The organism is Sphingomonas sp. SP3, assembly GCF_058514305.1.
The window spans coordinates 2,240,686-2,260,390 of sequence record NZ_JBZSOE010000001.1; the positions used below are offsets into that span (position 1 = coordinate 2,240,686).

At 63.7% G+C, this 19,705-nt stretch carries 17 protein-coding genes and 1 tRNA gene; 13 read left to right on the forward strand and 5 right to left on the reverse strand.

All coding sequences use genetic code 11. The annotated features are described in order from the left end of the window. The first annotated feature begins 1 nt into the window (after position 1). The 5 genes from AC4K8G_RS11740 (at position 2) to AC4K8G_RS11760 (ending at position 5,374) form a co-directional block, all read left to right on the forward strand. The gene (locus AC4K8G_RS11740) at positions 2 to 859 is read left to right on the forward strand and encodes an MBL fold metallo-hydrolase (protein ID WP_491734327.1); all 858 of its coding nucleotides are present in this window, start codon (positions 2 to 4) and stop codon (positions 857 to 859) included. Next, entirely contained in the window at positions 832 to 1,551 is a 720-nt protein-coding gene (locus AC4K8G_RS11745; RefSeq protein ID WP_491734328.1) for a DUF4230 domain-containing protein, read from the forward strand. The genes AC4K8G_RS11740 and AC4K8G_RS11745 overlap by 28 nt, the downstream gene beginning before the upstream one ends. Beyond that, a complete protein-coding gene (nadA, locus tag AC4K8G_RS11750) occupies positions 1,548 to 2,579 on the forward strand; it encodes a quinolinate synthase NadA (RefSeq protein ID WP_491734329.1) in 1,032 nt (343 codons plus the stop codon). Before AC4K8G_RS11745 ends, nadA begins: the two co-directional genes overlap by 4 nt. 78 nt (positions 2,580 to 2,657) lie before the next feature. Continuing rightward, positions 2,658 to 4,784 carry a prolyl oligopeptidase family serine peptidase gene (locus AC4K8G_RS11755; RefSeq protein WP_491734330.1) on the forward strand — a complete coding sequence of 709 codons (2,127 nt, stop codon included), beginning with the start codon at positions 2,658 to 2,660 and terminating at the stop codon, positions 4,782 to 4,784. 59 nt (positions 4,785 to 4,843) lie between these two features. Then, positions 4,844 to 5,374, forward strand: a complete 531-nt coding sequence (locus AC4K8G_RS11760) for a CAP domain-containing protein (protein WP_491734331.1) — start codon at positions 4,844 to 4,846, stop codon at positions 5,372 to 5,374. On the opposite strand, the gene AC4K8G_RS11765 is transcribed toward AC4K8G_RS11760, so the two are convergent. Further along, positions 5,375 to 5,794 carry a DUF4112 domain-containing protein gene (locus AC4K8G_RS11765; protein ID WP_491734332.1) on the reverse strand — a complete coding sequence of 140 codons (420 nt, stop codon included), beginning with the start codon at positions 5,792 to 5,794 and terminating at the stop codon, positions 5,375 to 5,377. It lies immediately after the preceding gene. A 2-nt stretch (positions 5,795 to 5,796) separates the two neighbouring features. Then, positions 5,797 to 7,260: an ABC transporter substrate-binding protein gene (locus AC4K8G_RS11770; RefSeq protein WP_491734333.1), complete on the reverse strand. Its 1,464-nt coding sequence runs from the start codon at positions 7,258 to 7,260 to the stop codon at positions 5,797 to 5,799. A 76-nt stretch (positions 7,261 to 7,336) separates the two neighbouring features. On the opposite strand from AC4K8G_RS11770, the gene AC4K8G_RS11775 reads away from it, so the two are divergent. The 6 genes from AC4K8G_RS11775 (at position 7,337) to AC4K8G_RS11800 (ending at position 16,000) form a co-directional block, all read left to right on the forward strand. After that, positions 7,337 to 9,343, forward strand: a complete 2,007-nt coding sequence (locus tag AC4K8G_RS11775; RefSeq protein ID WP_491734334.1) for a transglycosylase domain-containing protein — start codon at positions 7,337 to 7,339, stop codon at positions 9,341 to 9,343. 130 nt (positions 9,344 to 9,473) lie between these two features. Further along, the gene (locus AC4K8G_RS11780; RefSeq protein ID WP_491734335.1) at positions 9,474 to 9,632 is read left to right on the forward strand and encodes a Flp family type IVb pilin; all 159 of its coding nucleotides are present in this window, start codon (positions 9,474 to 9,476) and stop codon (positions 9,630 to 9,632) included. 142 nt (positions 9,633 to 9,774) lie between these two features. Continuing rightward, complete coding sequence (locus AC4K8G_RS11785; protein ID WP_491734336.1) at positions 9,775 to 10,101, forward strand: hypothetical protein; 327 nt, start codon at positions 9,775 to 9,777, stop codon at positions 10,099 to 10,101. 250 nt (positions 10,102 to 10,351) lie between these two features. Next, positions 10,352 to 13,624, forward strand: coding sequence for a hypothetical protein (locus AC4K8G_RS11790; RefSeq protein ID WP_491734337.1), 3,273 nt, complete (start codon positions 10,352 to 10,354; stop codon positions 13,622 to 13,624). 153 nt (positions 13,625 to 13,777) lie between these two features. Next, the gene (locus AC4K8G_RS11795) at positions 13,778 to 14,119 is read left to right on the forward strand and encodes a hypothetical protein (RefSeq protein ID WP_491734338.1); all 342 of its coding nucleotides are present in this window, start codon (positions 13,778 to 13,780) and stop codon (positions 14,117 to 14,119) included. Continuing rightward, positions 14,120 to 16,000 carry a M10 family metallopeptidase C-terminal domain-containing protein gene (locus AC4K8G_RS11800; protein ID WP_491734339.1) on the forward strand — a complete coding sequence of 627 codons (1,881 nt, stop codon included), beginning with the start codon at positions 14,120 to 14,122 and terminating at the stop codon, positions 15,998 to 16,000. 43 nt (positions 16,001 to 16,043) lie between these two features. On the opposite strand, the gene AC4K8G_RS11805 is transcribed toward AC4K8G_RS11800, so the two are convergent. Beyond that, positions 16,044 to 16,119 (reverse strand) — tRNA-Ala (locus tag AC4K8G_RS11805). Positions 16,120 to 16,191: 72 nt separating this feature from the next. Next, a complete protein-coding gene (locus AC4K8G_RS11810) occupies positions 16,192 to 16,512 on the reverse strand; it encodes a TIGR02300 family protein (RefSeq protein ID WP_491734340.1) in 321 nt (106 codons plus the stop codon). A 141-nt stretch (positions 16,513 to 16,653) separates the two neighbouring features. On the opposite strand from AC4K8G_RS11810, the gene AC4K8G_RS11815 reads away from it, so the two are divergent. Both AC4K8G_RS11815 and cmk read left to right on the forward strand, forming a co-directional pair. Beyond that, positions 16,654 to 17,658 carry a proline iminopeptidase-family hydrolase gene (locus tag AC4K8G_RS11815; RefSeq protein WP_491734341.1) on the forward strand — a complete coding sequence of 335 codons (1,005 nt, stop codon included), beginning with the start codon at positions 16,654 to 16,656 and terminating at the stop codon, positions 17,656 to 17,658. Then, positions 17,655 to 18,284, forward strand: a complete 630-nt coding sequence (cmk, locus tag AC4K8G_RS11820; RefSeq protein ID WP_491734342.1) for a (d)CMP kinase — start codon at positions 17,655 to 17,657, stop codon at positions 18,282 to 18,284. The genes AC4K8G_RS11815 and cmk overlap by 4 nt, the downstream gene beginning before the upstream one ends. On the opposite strand, the gene AC4K8G_RS11825 is transcribed toward cmk, so the two are convergent. Next, positions 18,281 to 19,612, reverse strand: a complete 1,332-nt coding sequence (locus tag AC4K8G_RS11825; protein WP_491734343.1) for a L,D-transpeptidase family protein — start codon at positions 19,610 to 19,612, stop codon at positions 18,281 to 18,283. The two genes, cmk and AC4K8G_RS11825, sit on opposite strands and share 4 nt — an antisense overlap. Positions 19,613 to 19,705 lie beyond the last annotated feature (93 nt).

The window sequence follows — 19,705 nt, forward strand, 5'->3', positions numbered from 1 at the left end:
CGTGGAGGCGCCCTACGCGAAGCTTGAGCAGCTCGAACCCGGGGTTGCGCGGGTTCTCGCGCACAACCCGTCCGCCTTCACTTATTACGGCACGCAGACCTACCTGATCGGCGAGAAAGAGGTCGCCGTCGTCGATCCTGGGCCCGACTTGCCCGAGCATCTTGATGCGCTGGAGCAGGCACTCGGCGGCCGCCGAGTGGTTGCGATCATGTGCACCCACACCCACCGCGACCACAGCCCTGCGTCGCGTCCCCTCTCGGAAGCGACCGGCGCGCCGATCATCGGGTGCGCGCCGCTGGCGCTGGAAACGGTGGGCCCTCGTGCCGATGCGGCATTCGATGGCGATTACGAGCCGGACCGGGTGCTGCAGGGCGGCGAGACGCTCGAACTCGATGGAAAGGCGGTCACGGCCGTCGCGACGCCGGGCCACACCTCCAACCACCTTTGCTTCGCCTACGAGGGGGCGCTCCTGACCGGCGATCACGTCATGGGCTGGTCGACGACCGTGGTCGTTCCGCCCGACGGCGACATGGCCGAATATATGCGGAGCCTCGACAAGCTTCGGCAGCGCGACGATCGCATTTACTACCCCGCGCACGGCCCCGCCGTGACCAACCCTCAGCAATATGTCCGGCACCTCGTTGGGCACCGCATGCAGCGCGAGAAACAGATACTGGGGCTGGTCGGGGAGAAGACGCGACCGATCCCGGATATCGTCGCCAATGCCTATCCCGGGCTTGACCCAAGGCTGGTTGTTGCGGCTGGCGGGTCGGTGCTCGCGCACCTCGTGGACCTAGAGCGACGCGGGCTCGTTGAACGCGACGGAGAGACATGGACAGCCGTTTCACCAAGCCGGTAGCGATACTCGCGATCATCGTCGCACTGCTGCTTGGCGTGGTGGTCGGGACAAGCACCGGGATCGCGGATCGCATCTTCGGCGGTCCGAAAGCGGAAACGATCGCAGCATCGAGCCTCGAATCGATGCGCGCCCAGAATCGGCTGATTGCGTTCGCTGCGCGCTATGTCTCGGTGACGACCTCGACCACGAGCCGGTTCGGCTTTTCCGCAAAGCGCACGCTCATTCTTCCCGGCGACGTCCGCTACGAACTCGACCTGTCGAAGCTGCAGCCGGGCGACGTCAAATGGGACGGGTCGTCGCACACGCTCTCGGTGAAGCTGCCGGAAATCGAAGTCGCGGGACCGGACGTCGATTTGAACGCCGTGCAGGAATATGGAGCGGGCGGCGTCCTGTCCGCGCTGACCAACGCCAACCAGAATCTGGACCAAGCCAATCGCGCTGGCGCTGTCGCCGACCTTCGCAAACAGGCGTCCGCGGAGGTGCCGATGCGCCTTGCCCGGCAGGCTGCGCGGGCCGCGGTCGAACGAAGCTTTGCGATGCCGTTGATCGCGGCTGGCTTCAAGGATGCGAAGGTGGTCGCGCGCTTCCCGACGGATGGCACCGACCACGCTAGCTACATGGACCGTTCGACCCCATATGAGGACGCGATCAAGGAGGCGGAGCGCCGCCGCGCTGCCGAAGGACAGAAATGACCGTCCAGACTGCAAGTCTAAAGGGCCTCGACCTGCTCAGCGAGATCGGGCGGCTCAAGCGCGAGCGCAATGCCGTGATCCTCGCCCATTATTACCAGAAGCCCGAGATCCAGGACCTTGCCGATTTCGTCGGCGACAGCCTCGATTTGTCGCGCAAGGCCGCGGCGACTGACGCCGACGTCATCGCCTTTTGCGGCGTGCGCTTCATGGCTGAGACCGCGAAGATCCTGTCGCCCGAAAAGACCGTGATCCTGCCCGACATGGATGCGGGCTGTTCGCTCGAAGACAGCTGCCCGCCCGACCAGTTCGCCGCGTTCCGCGCCGCCCACCCGGACCATATCGCGCTGACCTACATCAACTGCTCGGCCGCGGTGAAAGCCTTGAGCGACATCATCGTCACCTCTTCGAGCGCACAGACGATCCTCGACCAGATCCCCAAGGACCAGAAGATCATCTTCGGCCCTGACCGGCATTTGGGCGGCTATCTCGCGCGCAAGATGGGCCGCGAGATGCTGCTGTGGCCGGGCATCTGCATCGTCCACCAGGCATTCTCGGAGACCGAGCTTTTGAAGCTCAAGGCCGAGCACCCGGACGCGCCCGTCGCGGCGCACCCCGAATGCCCGCCGCATATCATCGACCACGCCGACCACGTGGGATCGACCAAATCGATCCTCGACTTCGCCTCGAGCTCGCCGGCGCAAACGATCCTGGTCGCCACCGAGCCGCACATCATCCACCAGATGGAGAAAGCGGCCCCGGGCAAGACATTCATCGGGGTCCCGGGCGGCGACGGTAACTGCAACTGCAACATGTGTCCGTACATGGCGCTGAACACGCTCGAGAAGCTGTACGTTGCGCTGCGCGACTTCGAGCCGCGGATCGAGCTGTCAGAAGAAGTCATGGAGCGTGCGCGCGTGCCGCTCGAGCGGATGCTTGAAATGGCCGGGCGCACGGTCGGGCAGGGCGACGTCGGCAAGCCGATCGTCGACCACCCCGAGGACATCGATCCGCGCATCAGCGGCGACTGAACGCCGTTCGTCGAAGCGTGCGTTGACGCGGCTGATTGCCGCTTTCACTGGTGGCGCCAACCAACGGAGAACAAGTTCTTGCGCAAGCTCGCTTTCGCCGCGGCGGCGGCATTCATCGCGACCGCCGCTTTCGCCCAGACGACCGACGATCCGTACCTCTGGCTGGAGGATATCAACGGCGCCCGAGCCGTCGCTCAGGTCAAGCAGTGGAACCAGGCGACGGAAGACCTGCTGACGCACAGCGCCGCCTATGACGCCTATCGCAAGCGCGCGCTCGATATCCTCAATGACGAGCAGCAGATCGCGGAGCCGGAGGCCGTGCTTGGCGACCAGGTCACCAACCACTGGGTCGATGCGAAAAATCCGCGCGGGCTGTGGCGCATTGCGTCTTTGTCGTCCTACGTCGCAGGCAAGCCGCAATGGCGGACGCTGATCGACGTCGACGCGCTCGGGAAAGCCGAAGGCAAGAGTTGGGTATGGCACGGCGCCAATTGCCTCGCTCCGAACTACCAGCGGTGCCTCGTATCGCTGAGCCCCGGCGGCACCGACGCCGACGTCGTCCGCGAATTCGACATTTCGACCGGTGAGTTCGTCGCGGACGGCTTCACGCTCCCCAACGCGAAAAGTAATACCGCCTGGGCCGATCGGGATCACCTGCTGGTCGGGACTGACTTTGGCGAAGGCAGCATGACGAGGTCGGGCTACCCGCGGATCGTGAAGTTGTGGACGCGCGGCACCCCGCTCAGCTCGGCGAAGACGGTGTTCACCGGCGAGGCGAGCGACGTCTCGGCAAGCCCCTTCACATCGCTCGACGGCGACAAGCGCTGGACCTTCATCAACCGCAGCAAGACGACCTGGACCAATGAGGATTCCCTGCTGACCGACGACGGCCGGCTGGTGAAGCTGCCACTGCCGGACACGGCCGATTTCAATACCGTTCTCCAGGGGCGGATGATCGCAACACTGAATCATCCGCTCGGCGACCTGCCCGAGGGCGCCATCGTATCTTATTCGCTGGCGGACATTGCCGCCGGACGAACTGCAGCGCCGGAACTGGTGATGGCGCCGAGCGCGAGCCAGGCGATCGAGGAAGTGTCGGCGTCCGACCATGTGCTGTGGGTCAAGGCGCTCGACGACGTGTCGGGGAAGCTGTTCGCGCTGACCCGCGCGCCTGACGGCAAATGGTCAAGCCAGGCCATGCCGCTCGCCGGCAACAGCACGATCCACCTCCTCAACGTCGCCGACAAAAGCGATCTCGCCCTCGCCGAGGTCGAAGGCATGCTGACCCCGCCGACCCTGTACGGGGTGACGCCCGGGGCAGCGCCCTTGAAGGTGCAAAGCCTGCCCGCGAAGTTCGACGCCAGCGCCTATCAAGTCGAACAGCGCTTCGCGGTCTCGAAGGACGGGACTCGCGTCCCTTACTTCCTTGTTCGTAAGAAGGGTGTGACCGGCCCGGTCCCGGTGCTGATCCACGCATATGGGGGCTTCCGGGCGGCACAGACGCCGGGCTACCTCACCGGCCAACCCTATCGCGCGGGACCGCTCGCGCTGTTCTGGGTCGAGCAGGGCAACGCCTATGTCCTCGCCAACATTCGGGGCGGCGGGGAATATGGCCCCAAGTGGCATGAGGCCGCGCTGCGTGAGCATCGCCAGCGCAGCTTCGACGACTTCCATGCGGTTGCCGAAGACCTGATCAAGTCGGGCGTGACGGAGAAGGGCAAGATCGGTGCTTCGGGGCGATCAAACGGCGGCGTGCTGATGGGCGCCATCCTGAACCAGCGCCCGGACCTTTATTCGGCGGCGATCATCGGCTCACCATTGTGGGACATGAAGCGCTACACGCACCTGCTCGCGGGCGCTTCCTGGGCCGATGAATATGGCGATCCCGACAAGCCCGAACAGTGGGCCTATTTGTCCAAATATTCGCCCTACCAAAACATGCGAAAAGACGTCCGCTACCCGGCCGTCTTCATCTACGGGTCGACCAAGGACGACCGCGTCCATCCGGGCCATGCGCGCAAAGCCGCCGCGCGGTTCATCGAATATGGCAACCGGGTCTACTTCCACGAATATATGGAGGGCGGCCATTCGGTCGGCGCCGATTACGCCGAGGACGCCAAGCGGTCGGCGATGCTGCTCATGTACCTGGACAAGGAACTTGGGGCGGACGGATCAACGGCTTCAGGGCCAGAGCGGGGCCGGTAGAGTCGCGCGCTAGACGATCCCAAGATCCTCTTTTAGCTTCCGGCTGAGGGGGAACAAAAATGGCTCGTCGAATAGCTGCTGCGCTGCTGCTCTGCCTGGTTGGTTCTGCGGCCGCGGCGCAGAATTTTGCAGCCCAGTTCCCGGCGAGGATCCTCGCTGCTCACAATCGCGAGCGAGCCGCGTTGGGCGTACCCCAGTTGGTTTGGGACAATGATCTCGGCACCGGAGCAGCTGCCTGGGCGCAGCAGCTCGCGCTGACCAACCGGTTCGAGCATTCCGACCGCAAGGCGCGCCGCGGGATCGGAGAAAACCTCTGGATGGGGACTCACGGCGCTTACTCTCCGGAGGCGATGGTCGGCGGCTGGCTATCGGAAAAGCGTATGTTCATGCCGGGGGTGTTCCCGAACAATGCCCGCTCCGGGAACTGGATCGATATCGGTCACTACAGCCAGCTGATCTGGCCGACGACGACGCGGATTGGGTGCGCGCTCGCGTCCAACGGCCGCACGGATTACCTCGTCTGCCGCTACTCGCCCGCCGGCAACATCGATGGCCGCTGGGTTGGGCCGGGGCGCGCCGAGCGCGGTTGATCAGGGAACGCGACGCGTCTCCGCCGCGATTGTCGCCGTTTCCGCGTGATGCTTGTCGAGATGGCGCTTGATGATCCGCAGGTTGCGGGTGTTCGAGCGGAAGAAGAAGTCGGGGATCGCGCCGACCCAGGGGATCAGCCCAAGCAGGAAGTCGAAACCGACATTGCCGGCCATGCGCGTCATCTGCCACTTCGACATGCCGAGGTTGCGCGCCTCCCACACCATGTAGCTGCCGAGCGCCGCGCCCGCGACGTCGCCAACTCCAGGAACGAGGTCGAGGATCACATCGAGGCCGATCGGCCGGTTGAGGCCCGGGATGACGAACACGCGCTCAAGCAACTTTTCCATCGCTTCGACGCGCTGGCGAACGGAGTGGGGATCCGCACCAGTCGGGAATGGCAGCTTGTTCTTGTCCAGCACCTTCAGTCTCCGCTGCCCGGCCGTTGCTCCAGGTCGGTCAGCGTGTGACGCGCGTAGCGGTTCCCGGCGAAGCCCTGAATGCGCTTCGACACCAAGGACCAGCGGATCGGCGCCGTGATCGGGATGAAGAGCTGCTGCTCGTCTATTTTGGCCGCGACCTGGCCTAGCAAGGCGTAGCGCTGGGCCGGCGCGGCCGCATTACGCGCGGATTCGAGCAGTTCATCGAGGGCGGGGTCGCACACCGGCGCCACGCGGCACCGCAGACGGCGCACGAACCATGCGCTCGACGTCGAGGGCGCCACTTCATCGATCAAAGCAAAGTCGGCGGCTGCGGGGCTCGGCGCGCGTTCGACGGTGAAGCCAAGCGCCCCCCAATCGAGCGTAAGTTCGCGGAGCAGCAAATCGGCGCCGGGTCCATCAGGAAGAGCAACCCGGATCGGCGGCCGATCGACCTTCCCGAACATTGTGGCGACCCGTGCCTGTATGGACTGGAGCCGTTCGGAAAGGGGCGTCCCGGCCCACGCCGGCGCAACCGGTGCTGTCATGCCGTCCAGGCCGGGCTCGAGCAGCGTGGCGCGCGCGGCAAGGTTCGGGACGCCGAGGGCGGCAATAAAGCGGTCACGGTCGATCGCCTGGCTGAGGAGGCCGCGAAGCTCCGGATCATCGAGCGGGCCGCCATGGCGCAAAGGAATGAGACCAAACAGGCCCGACGCCGGGTCGAAGCGGAGGCTGCCTCGAGGCAGCTTGACCCGCTGGGCGATCGGGAGGTCGGCAAAGCCTCCACCAAGCACAAGGTCCGTGTCCCCGGCCGCGAAGGCGCGCACTGCGGCGTCAGCGTTTGCACCCGCCAGCAAGACCTCCTCATGTTCGATATCCGCATCGTCCCCTGAAACGATGTCGCGGGACAGGCTGAGCTTAGAATTATCGCTGGCAACGGACCCGACGCGAAAGGGGCCGGTGCCGTGTCCATCGCGCATTATGGCGAGCTCGGGCTGGGCAAGCAGCGGCAGGAGATTGGGGCGGGGGGCAATCAACTGAATCTCGATCACACGGTCGGTCATCGCGACCACGTCCTGGACCGCGCCAAGCGTATCCTTCAGGGCGTTTTTGCTTCGCGCGGCGAGTTGTCGCTTGAGCAGCTTCGCCACTTGCTGCGCGGTGATCTTCCGGCCGTCGGGCCATTGGGTCGACGCAATCCGGAAGATGTAGCTCAACCCGTCGTCGCTGACGTTCCATCGTTCCGCCAATCCCGGAACGATGTTGCCGGCAGCATCGAAGGTGACGAGGCCCTGCGCGGCATTTTGAAGCAGCACTGCATCGGACGTTGAAAGCGGCCCGGTAGCGGGGTCCTGGAGCTTTGGCTCGCTACCGACAACAACAACCTTGACCTCGCCCTGTGGCTGCTGCCGGCAGGCCGCGGGTGTTAGTGCAAGTGCAAGCAGCAGGGGGAGCAGGCGCCGCATCATTTCCCGATTTAGCCGCAACACCCCATTCAGCAAGCGTCTGGATATGTCGTGCCAAGTGTTTTACTGAACTAAGGCAGTGGCGATTCCGCGCGATACTTTGGATGAAGGCGATGCCGTCGGGCCGTGGCAACGCGGCGGAACACCCGTCGAGGTGCTCCCAGACCCATTCGCCGAAGCACCGCAACCCGCCGACGCAGAGCCCGCGCCACCGAAGAAGCGCCGGCGCTGGCCGATCTATCTCTATTCTGTTGCGGGCCTGCTGTTCCTGACTTTGGTCTGGCTCGTCCTGACGGCTCCGTTGTCGCGGGCGCTCGAGCCACTTCAGGACCCGGCGCTCCTGCTCCTCTCCGATGACGGCCACGCCATCGCCCGGCGCGGCGCGGTCAAGGAAGCGCCGGTCGATGTCGACAAGCTCAATCCGCTGACGCCCGCCGCGTTCGTCGCAATCGAGGATCGCCGCTTCTATCGCCATTGGGGCATCGACCCGCGAGGCATCGGCCGGGCGTTCGTCGCCAATCTTCGCGGGGGCGGGGTACGGCAGGGCGGCAGCACGATCACCCAACAGCTGGCCAAGACCAACTTCCTGTCAGGAGACCGCACAATCAAACGCAAGGCGCAGGAGGTGATCATTGCCTTCTGGCTGGAAGGCTGGCTGACCAAGCAGGAGATCCTGTCGCGCTACCTTTCGAGCGTTTACTTCGGCGACGGCGTGTATGGGCTGCGCGCCGCGTCTCATCATTATTTCCGCCGCGACCCGGAAAACCTGAACCTCGCACAATCGGCGATGCTCGCGGGGATGGTCCAGGCGCCGTCGCGGCTGGCCCCGACGCACAATCTCGCGCTCGCCCAGAAGCGCAGCCGGCTCGTGCTCAAGGCCATGGCGGATACAGGTGTGATCAGCGCCTCGCGAGCCGCCTCCACACGCGTGGCGCGCGCCAGCGGACAAAGCTCCAAAGTGCCGACCGGCTCCTACTTCGCCGACTGGGTCACGCCATACGCACAGGCCGCGCAGCCGCCCGATTTTGGGGAGATCAAGGTCACGACCACGCTCGATTCCAACCTGCAGCGGATCGCGGTACGCGCAGTCAATCGAGCGTCGGTCGGCGGTGCGCAGGTTGCACTCGTGGCCATGCGTCCGGATGGTCGCGTCGTGGCGATGGTCGGCGGCAAGGACTATGCGAAGTCGTCTTTCAACCGGGTGACCCAGGCCCGCCGCCAACCGGGATCGGCGTTCAAGCTGTTCGTCTATCTTGCCGCGCTTCGGTCCGGGTGGACGCCGGACAGTTTGATCGAGGACGAGCCGATCACCATCAGCGGCTGGACTCCGGTCAATAGTGATGGGGTCTATCGCGGGCAGATCACGCTTCGCGAAGCATTCGCCCGTTCGAGCAACGCGGCGAGCGTCCGCCTTTCGGAAGCAGTCGGGCGCAGCAATGTGATGCGGGCGGCGCGCGACTTGGGAATCACCACACCCTTGCCCGACAAGCCGAGCCTGGCGCTGGGGACAGCTGGGGTCAGCCTGCTGGAACTGACGTCCGCTTATGCCGCCGTCGCGAGCGGACGCTATCCGGTTCACACACGTGGCTTGCCCGAAGATCAGCCCGCAGAAGGTATCGCTGCTTTCTTCCAGCGCGACGGGACCCTGGCCCGGCAACGCGACTGGGCGCCCATGCTCGACCTGCTTTACGCCGCCGCCAACGAGGGGACGGGACGGCGCGCGGCGCTCGCCACGCCGACCTTCGGCAAGACCGGGACCACGCAGGACAATCGCGACGCTCTGTTCGTCGGCTTTGCCGGCGACCTGGTGGTCGGCGTGTGGGTCGGCCGCGACGATTACGGCTCATTGGGCCACATAACCGGCGGGACGATACCGGCGCAGATCTGGCGCAGTTTCATGAGCTCGGCGCTGGCGATCGACGGCCGGCGCGGACCGCCGCTGCCGTTCGGCCCGCGCCCGCAGCGCCCGCGGCCGGAAGACGGCGATTTGAAGAGCCCGCTGCCGCCCGAGTGGAGCAATGCCACCAAGCGCTTGCGCGAACTGGCAAGGGATCTGGGCGGCGCGCTCGAACACACCGAAAGATAATTATTAAAAGTTATGTCCGGCGTTCGACATTTTAAGCCTTTTTAAACCACCCAAGCCTAATTTCACCCTCAACTTGTGCGGTTGTGCACGGGTCGGGTTCGCGTTGCGAATGGCTGATGGGAGACCAGAGATGGCCAAGTTTATTAAGCTTCTGAAGAACGCCGAGGGCGCGACCGCCATCGAATATGGTCTGATCGCCGCTCTCATTGCGGTTGCAGCAATTGGCGCGATGCAGGGCATCGGCACCAAGCTCAACTCGACGTTCAATAACGTTTCGAACGTTCTCTAAGAACGGTCGCAGTTGCTTGAGAGGCGGCGGTGCCGAGAGGCGCCGCCGCTTTTCTTTTGCGTGAAGCGGTCGGCGTCAACTGCAACCGTTTGTCATTTCCGGCTTTTAAAGGAATACTCGATAAGTGGATCGAGTGAGCCGAATGCGACAGTTTGCGATCTTGCCCGTTTTGCTCTTCCTGGCGCCGCCGGTGCCGGCCGCGCCCCTGCACGACCCCGTCACCCTGAACATCGGCCTCAATTGCCAGTGGCAGAAGGGCTGCATGGCCAAGCAGCATCACGCGATGAAGCGCGCGCTGTTCTATGTCAGCAAGAAGCAGCCGGCCGCCTGGCGCGTCCAGCAATGCAATCGCAACGCGGCCAGGAAACGCAACCGGGTCGATTGGGTCGGGTTCGACAATTGTATCCGCAATGCGGCGCTGAGGCCGGCACCCCGCGCGCCGATGAAGCGCGGCCGGAAGATCGCCTAGCGGCTTCCCGGCACGGTTGTTGCGCAGCAGCTACACCGTTGCATTTACTATGAATCTGGCTTGCGGACGGCATTATCGATGGATAGGCCTTGAAGCGTGTCGCGGACTTGTCCGCGGAACAAGGCTTCGGGGGTGGGTTTCCGACAAGCCGGATTGATCTGGGCATGCCGAGCCCGGGGGCCGGCCGCGGAGTTTCTTCAGCCGCAAGTCTGCTCGGGCAGATGAGTTTTAGTAGGGCTGGGGGAATTTTGTGGCGACGATTAACGGCACCAACGGTGACGACACGCTGAATGGGACGGACGATCAGGACACCATTCATGGCCTGGATGGAAACGACACCATCATTGGCGGCACTGGCTCGGATACGATCGACGGCGGTGAGGGCGCGGACACGATCTATAGCGCTTATGCGTCGCCCGACTATCGCGCTCCCTATTATTATATTCCGTTTCAAGCGCCTGAGCTCGACACTGGAAGTGAGGTCGACACGCTGATCGGCGGCGGCGGAGATGACACGATCTTCGCCGGATACGGCGACAATGTCGATGGTGGCGAGGGCAGTTACGGCGATCAGCTATTCATCAGCTTTCAAGGGGCGAGCAGCGGCGTAACGGCCGACTTCAGTCTCGGCGCGCTGGTTGTTGGCGGCGGCACCATCACCGGCATAGAAAAAATCAACTGGATTCAAGGCAGTAATTACGACGATTACATCAAGAGCGCCGGCGGCGGACAGACCGTGCTCCTTGGGATGGGTGGCGATGACATCCTGATTGCAGGCTATTCGACCACGTTGCTCGACGGCGGCGATGGGAATGACATCGTCGATGGGCGCGGCAGCCAGTACCTCCAGGAAGTCGACGGAGGCGACGGCAACGACACTCTTTATGTTCCGGCCAACTTGAGCGCGCGCGCGGATGGCGGCGACGGTGACGATGTAATCTTCGGAGCCGGAACCATTCATGGAGGTGCCGGAGATGACACCATCCACGTTGCAATCACGTCTTATACGAACTTCATCAGCGGCGACGCCGGCAACGACACTATCATCGGCAGTACGATCCGCGACTTATTCTGGGGCGGAATTGGCGACGACGCACTGTCGGGCGGCGGGGGCGACGATACATTCCGTTTCGGGGCTGGCGACGGGAAAGACGTGATTACCGATTTCTCGGCGGGCGATCTGATCGAGGTAGCAGACTATCTTCGGCCCCAATCGATTACCCAGGTCGGGGGCGATGTTGTGCTCGTGTTGTCCGGCACCGACCAGATTACGTTGTTGAATACCGACGTGGCGACCGTACGAGCCGGAACGTATTTCGCGGCCCTCCCGTTCGGTCAGTCGATCTACGGCACGGCAAATAATGACCATTTGAATGGCGGTAGCGGTGGTGATTGGATCGAAGGGCGTCTTGGAGCGGATGTCATCGATGGCGGAGCGGGCAACGATTCGCTCTATTCATATAGTGCCGAGGGGCTTTCGAATTCGGATGTCAAGGACACCGACGGAGCGCACGACACGTTGATCGGTGGCGCCGGGGATGACTACCTCAACGCTGGTTACGGCGATGATGTCGATGGTGGCACTGGCAACGACACATTATACTTAAGTCTGATCACGGCGCCCGCCGGGGTTTCTCTTGATACCACTTCCGTTCTCGCTGGAACTATCATCGGCGGCGCAATCATTCAGAACATCGAAAACTTACAGTTTGTTGGCGGCACGGACTTTGCCGACACGATAACCGTGTCGACCAATGTCAGCGTTGACGGTGAGGGTGGGAACGATGTCTTCCATTTGAACGGCGACACCCCAAACATTCATGGGGGCGATGGCGATGACGTCGTCATTGCTGGCGATGGCTTTCATGGTATCGAGGGCGGTAACGGCGACGATACGTTGATCAGCGGGCCGGGCATCGATGCCTTCAGCGGTGGCGATGGCAGCGACACGGTTGATTACCGCAACGCGACGAGCGGTGTTTCGGTAGACCTCGAATGGGGAACGGGCGCCGGTGGCGACTCTTTTCTTAACGTCGAAAATGTTACCGGCTCAGCCTACGGTGATACCCTGGGCGGAGATTACCGCAGCAACATTCTGAACGGCGCCAGTGGGAATGACACGTTTCGCGGGGGATGGGGCAACGATACGCTTACCGGCGGCGAGGGTAAGGACACGTTCCTGTTCGCCAAAGACGACGGTCAGGACATCGTAACAGATCTCTCCGCTGGAGAATTGGTCAAGATCGACGGCTATGTCGCGGCGGTGTCGATCACCCAACTAGGCTCTGATGTGGTGGTGGCCTTGTCGAGCTCGGACCAAATCACGTTTCAGAATGCCGACCTCGCAACAGTCCAGGCCAGCCTTCAATTCGTCCCTCCACAGCCGGTTTCCGTGACCGGCACCAGTGGCGATGACCTGCTCCGCGGGGGCGACGGCAATGACAGGTTGAACGGCCTTGCCGGCAACGACACGCTGATCGGAGAGGCCGGAGCGGACACGATGAATGGGGGAGCCGGCAACGACACCTACTTCGTCGAGAACGCGAACGACATCATTGTCGAAGGCTCGCGCGGGGGAATCGATCAAGTTCTGGCACAGGTCGATTACACCCTAGGCGCTCGGGTCCAAGTGGAAGTCCTCACCGCCTATTACGACCCATACGCCGGGGCGGCTGTCGGCGGCCCCGCGTCGCCCATCAACCTCACCGGCAATGAGTTTGGCCAGACCCTGCAGGGCAATCCGGCCAACAATGTGCTGAAGGGCATGGGCGGGGTCGATACTCTGCTCGGCGGTGCAGGCGACGACACCCTCAACGGTGGCGCGGGCGCCGATACACTGACCGGCGGCTCTGGCAACGACAGCTTCCTGTTCGGCAAAGGTGGCGGCAAGGACGTCATCACCGATTTCTCGTCCGGCGATACGCTGACCATCTCCGGGTACACCGCGGCGCAGTCGATAGTTCAGTCCGGAAGCAACGTCATCATTACGTTGGCGCGATCGGACACAATCACCCTTCAGAACACCGACGTCGCAACCGTCCAGGCCGGCATCCAGTTCGACACCGGCACCGGCGGCGGAACCGGTGGCGGTGGGGGAACGCCCGGGGGCCCGAGCGAGGGCGACGACACGCTGACCGGTACCACGCGAGGCGACACGATCAATGGCCTCGGCGGCAACGATACGATCCTCGGCCTTGCAGGGTCAGACAAGCTGCTTGGCGGGGACGGCAACGACGTTCTTCGCGGCGGGGCTGGGGCCGACACGCTGACCGGCGGCGCTGGCGCAGACCTGTTCGTGTTCGAAGCTGGCGGCAACAACGACAAGGTCACCGATTTCGTGTCGGGGGTCGACAAGATCGACCTTCACTTGCTGAGCGGGGTTTCGAGCGCCGACATCAAGACCGCGCTCAACAACGGGAACACCATCATCTCGGTCGATACTACCCATGACGGCCGCGCCGACTTCACTATTACGCTGACCGGCGTCAGCCATGTCGACGCGGGCGACTTCATCTTCGCCTGAGCGCAGGTTTAATCTCGGGCCGTAACGCGGTAAGGTCAGGCTCGAAGCTCGGTGGAGGCTCGAGTCTGTTCGGGTCCGACGGAGGTCGGTCTGTTGGGGCGATGCGTGCGTATTTGGATGTTGATCGCCGGCGTTTGCGGGAGTGTCTGCACGATGGCTTCGACACGAGCGGAAACGATTGGGTGCAGCGTCCAACAGGCCGCGAACCTGCCAGCGGAAATTGGCGGGCCCGACGCGGTCTGCGCCGCCATTACTGAAGCCACTCGTCCAGCGCTGCAACGCGCGGGCATCAGTGCGTCGCAGCTGTCGGTTCAGGTTCGCGTCGTGTCGGATCACAGGATCGCCGCGGTCGCATCACTAGGCGGCAGGCAATTGCCAGAGCATGTCGTCGACGTCGCCGATCGGACGCTCAACCGCCGCGCGATCGAGATGCTGGCAGCGGCGATGGCGGCCGAGGTCTCGAACTCCAGCAAAGGCCAGACGGGGGAACAGTAAATGCGTGACGGCGGGGTACAGCAGCTTAGCGCGCCGAGCTTGGTCTATAGCTATGACCAGATTGCCGACCAGCTGGTCAATGGGTTTTACGGCGGTGACTGGCACCGCTGGGACGTCACCCAGGGCGGGACGATCACGGTAAACCTGACGGCGCTGACGAGCGCCGGAATGACGCTGGCCAGGGCGGCGTTGGCCGAATGGACCGACATCATCGGCATCAACTTTTCCGAGGTGCTGACCGGCGGGCAGATTGTCTTCGACGACAGCGACAGCGGCGCCTACGCATCGACCGACTATTCGAACCACCTGATTTCATCGTCGTTCGTGAATGTCTCGACCAATTGGCTTCAGAGCTACGGAACGTCGCTCTATAGTTATTCCTTCCAGACCTACATCCACGAGATCGGCCACGCACTCGGTCTCGGGCACGCCGGAAATTACAACGGGTCGGCCAATTATTCGTCCGACGCGCTCTATTTGAACGACGCCTGGTCGACCACGGTCATGTCGTACTTCAGCCAGGGCGAGAACAGTTACTTCAAATCGCAAGGGTTCACGACCGAGTTCGTCCTGACTCCGATGGAAGGCGACATCGTCGCGATGCAGGCGCTTTACGGCCTGTCGACGACAACCCGAACCGGGGATACAATTTACGGCTTCGGGACCAACGCCGGAAAGCCGGTCTACGACCCGTCCCTTAATCCCAGTGCCGCTCTGACGATCTTCGATGGTGGTGGCAACGATACGATCGATTACCACAGCAGCTCGGCCAACCAGCGCATCGACCTCAATCCCGAGACCTTTTCCAACGTCATGGGGCTGGTCGGGAATTTGATGATCGCCCGCGGCGTGACGATCGAAAACGCGGTCGGCGGCAGCGGTAATGACACGCTGGTCGGCAACGACGTTGCAAACCAACTGTTCGGGAACGCGGGCAACGATAGCCTGCAGGGCAATGCCGGCGACGACACGCTGACCGGCGGCGCGGGCAATGACACGTTCCTGTTCGCGAGTGGCGATGGCCAGGACGTGGTTACCGATTTCGCGGCCGGCGATATCGCTCGGATAATTGACTACGATTCGGTGCAGACGATTGACCAGCTTGGCTCGGACGTCGTCGTTACCTTGTCGGCGACGGATGGTATCACCTTCCAAGACACGGATGTTGCAACCGTCCAGGCCGCGCTGCGGTTTGGCCCGGCGCCGCCGCCGGTAGTGATTAACGGGACGCGCTCCGCCGACATCCTAACGGGCGGCGCTGGCGACGACACGCTCAATGGCCTCGCCGGAAACGACAAGCTCGACGGGGGCGCTGGCGCCGACACGATGAACGGCGGCGCGGGGGGCGACACTTATTATGTCGACAATGCCGGGGACGTCGTGACGGACCTTTCGGGCCAGGGCACCGACACAGTCCACACGACGATCGGCTACACGCTCGGCCCAAATGTGGAGAATGGAGTTCTGGACGGCAGTGCGTCGATCGATCTTACGGGCAACGCTCTTGCGAACACGCTGACCGGCAACGATGGCGACAACTTCCTCTACGGCCTGGCCGCGAGCGACAAGCTCATCGGCTTCGGAGGTAATGATACGCTTCGCGGCGGCATTGGGGCGGACACGCTGACCGGAGGTCTTGGCGCAGACAAGTTTCAGTTCGAACTTGGTGGCGGCAACGACAAGGTGACCGACTTCGTCTCGGGCACGGACAAGGTCGACCTTCATCTGCTCGCGGGCGTCACCAGCGCCGACTTGAAGATCGCAACGACCAAGAGCGGTACCGTGGTCTCAGTGGACACTAATCACGACGGCCGCTTCGACTTCACGATCACGTTGACGGGCGTTAGTCACGTCGACACCGGCGATTTCATCTTCGCCTGACCATAAGAAAAAGGGCGGCTCAGCGGCCGCCCTTTTGGGTGATTGGTGGAGCCGAGGGGGATCGAACCCCTGACCTTCGCAATGCCATTGCGACGCTCTCCCAGCTGAGCTACGGCCCCACGTCTTCGGGACGCCTCTAGGCGAACTATCCCCGTCTGGAAAAGGGGAAATCGCTCGCCCGGGCGCGGTTTCTAGTTTTCGTCGTCCTGGCCGGCCGTCTCAACGCCCAGATCGTCGTCCCCGGTCTCGAGATCGACTTCCTCGTCGGCGCTGATTTCGGCGTCCTCGTCGACGGCCAGATCCTCGGCCTCAAGCTCGGCGTCCGCGACAGGCTCCTTGGCGGCGACCGGAGCGGCTTCAAACGTCAGCGGCTGCTTCGACTTCAGCACCGGTTCGGGGATGAAATCCGTACCGCATTCGATGCAGTGGACCGGGTCATCCTTGCCGAGATCGTAAAAGCGGGTCGAGCACTTGGGGCAAGTGCGCTTGGCGCCCCATTCGGGCTTCACCATGAGGGTTCAACTCCAGTAAAAATCATGTGGTCGCGGGCGGCGCCCAGCGTTCGGTCGCGCGCCTTGCCATAGGGATATGGCCCTGTCAAAGCGGATGCCAAGGGGGCGGTTGTTCTGCGTGACTGAGGAAGTTTGCTCGCAATGACGCCACTCCATCGTCGCGCTTTCATCCGCAACGCTCTCGCAGCGGGTGTCGCTGTCCACTCCGTTCCTGTGTGGGCGCGCGGGCTGAGCGGCTTTCCTCCGCCCGATCGCGAGCTGATGGCGCCGGTGCCAGGCGGGCGCGTCTATGTTCGCATCAATGGCCGCCTCGACGGCCCGCGAGCACCGATCATCATGCTGCATGGCGGGCCGGGGGGAACGCACCTTTCGATGATGGAGGGGCTGGCGCTTGCTGACGAGCGCGCGGTGATCCTTTACGACCAGCTCGGCAGCGGACGGTCGGATCATCCCACCGAACCCGCCAATTGGACCGTGGCCCGGTTCACCGATGAGCTGGAAGCGGTAGGCCAGGCCGTCGGGGTCAGTCGCTGGCACGTGCTTGGGCATAGTTGGGGCGGGACGGTTGCGCTGGAATATGGTGCGCGACACCCGGCGAGGCTGGCCGGGCTAGTGCTGGCGAGTCCGCTGATTTCGACGCGTAGCTGGATCGCCGACGCCAACGCGCTGCGGGCCGAGCTTCCTGTGGACGTCCAGGCGGCTTTGGCGGCATGCGAGCCGCCGAGACCGGCCACTCCGGCGTGCGAAACGGCCACCGACGTCTTCTACAAGGAATTCAATCGGCGCGAGCCCGAAAGAGACAGCCTCAAGGCCTATAATGCCGCCGACAAGGCGGCAGGCGGTAAGGGCTACAATAGCGACCTGTACAACAGGATGTGGGGATCGAGCGAATTCGTCTCGACCGGCGCGCTCAAGGACTATGACGGCGAACCGCTTCTCGCCAGGCTGGAGGGCAAAAACACACTCTTCATTGACGGCCAATATGACGAGGCGCGGCCGGTTACGCTGGCTGCATTTGCGGCGCGAGTGCCGGGCGCCGAGTTCGCCGTCGTTCCCGGGGCCGCCCATGGCTTCTTTAGCGACCGGCCCGAGGAGGCGCTTGGGATCCTTCGCCCGTGGCTGCGCGAGCACGACCCCGTCCGATGACGATCATCGCCGTCGATGGACCCGCGGCGAGCGGGAAGGGGACGATCGCGCGCTCGCTCGCCAAGCATTATGGCCTACCGCACATGGATACGGGGCTGTTGTACCGCGCGGCAGCGCTGAACCTGTGGCGCTGGGGCGGAGACCCGGGCAACGAGTTCGAAGCGGTGAGGGCCGCTCAGGAGCTCAACCTCGACGCCGACGACCCGGAGCTGAGGAGCGAGCCTGTGTCCAGGATCGCCTCGGCCATCTCGGCCTATCCGCAAGTCCGGTCGGTCCTGCTCAAGCGGCAGCAGGACTTCGCGCACCAGGCTGGTGGCGCGGTGCTCGACGGGCGGGACATCGGCACCGTCATTGCGCCCGATGCAGACGTGAAGTTGTTCGTTACTGCGGCAGCCGAAGTTCGCGCCGAGCGCCGCATGCGAGAGCTCGAGCAGCGCGGGATGCATGCAACGTTTGAGGACGTGCTGGCCGACATCCGTTCCCGCGACGAGCGCGATTCAAACCGGGAGGCGGCGCCGCTCACGCAGGCGCCAGATGCCCTTCGCCTCGATACGAGCGAGATGAATGCGGAAGAAGCGGTCGCCGCGGCGTTGCGAATGGTCGAGGATCGGCTGACTGAAGCTTAGTGTGAGGTGCCTGGCGCAGTCGCGGACATAGGTTGCGCTGCGTCGGTCGCGGGCTTCGCCGTATCTGGCTCAGTCGTCGCAAGCGCGGTCGGCGCGGGTCGGGGATCAAGCCCGTAGACGTCATTGGCGAACGCCAGTTGCCCGTCCGCCACCGTCGCGGTCAGGTACAGCAGGTAGACCGGCACCCCCTTGTCGACCATGACGTGCAATTCGGGCGCGTCGCTGGGCGGCGCCGCGTCGCGCCCAAGCAGCCACTGCGCGAGGCGGCTCGCATGTTCGAGGCGGACGCAGCCCAGGCTCAGGGTGCGCTTGGCTTTGCCGAACAGCTCCTTGTGCGGCGTGTCGTGAAGGAAGATGTCGTCGGCGTTTTCGAAGCTGAACTTCATCGCACCCATCATGTTGTTCACGCCAGGCTTCTGCCGGATGAAGACATGGTCGGTGCCCGCGGCGACCGCCTTCCAGTCGATTGTAGCCGGGTCGACCGGCTGCGGGTCGGTCCAGCTTGCAACCGTGTCGTATTTGGCCGCCTTCAGGTAGGACACACCCCGCTTGATCACGATTGGAGCGACTTTCCGGCGCGCGACGTCGTCGAGGATGTGCCAGTAGGGGTTGAAGGTCACATAATGGATCGTGCCCGCCAGCAGCGGGGTTGGCGATGTGGTCTTGCCGACCACCACCTTCATGCTGTCGACCGGCTGGCCGTTCTCCAGCATCCAGAGTTCGGCGCTCGCCACATCGACCAGGATCGCGCGGCCGGTGGCCGGAAGAAGCCGCAGACGATCGAGGCTTGCGCGGACCCGCGGGTCCGCGGCCTGTCCGGCGGTGACGGCCTGGTCGCGGAGCGCCGCGTAGAGCGGGTTCACTGCCGAGACCTGATCGACCTTGGCCAGGAGCGACGGCGACGCGACCAGTTCCGACAGCGCTTCTTTGGCCGTCGGGATCGCCGGCTTTAGCGCGGAGTCGCCATAATCGACGCCCGCAATCGGAGCTTTCAAGTCGCGCACATATTTCAGCCAGGCGACCGATATTGCGGCGTCATCGTCAAGAGTTCCGCGAGTGATCGCGCTTCGGACGGTCGCAGCCAGGACGGGCCCCTCGGCCAGGCCATCGATAGGAGCACGGTCGAGGACCTCGGCGAGCTTCGCCGCGGCCTGTCGCCCGGCATCGTCGCGAAGCCAAATGGGCGCACCCGCGCGGTCGTAGAAATAGAAAGCGTCGACACCCGCGTCGCCGGATCTCACCTGCGGAATGACTGGAGCCGGGGGAGGCGGTGGTGGCGGCTTCTTGCGCGCGTCGGCCGGCGCGGCAACGAGCAGGGCCAGACCCATCGCAACTCCGCCACTTAGTCCACGAACTCGCATAGCTTTGCCTTGCCCCCGATTCAACGCGCTGAATCTGCGGGGAAATAACCTAAGATTGAA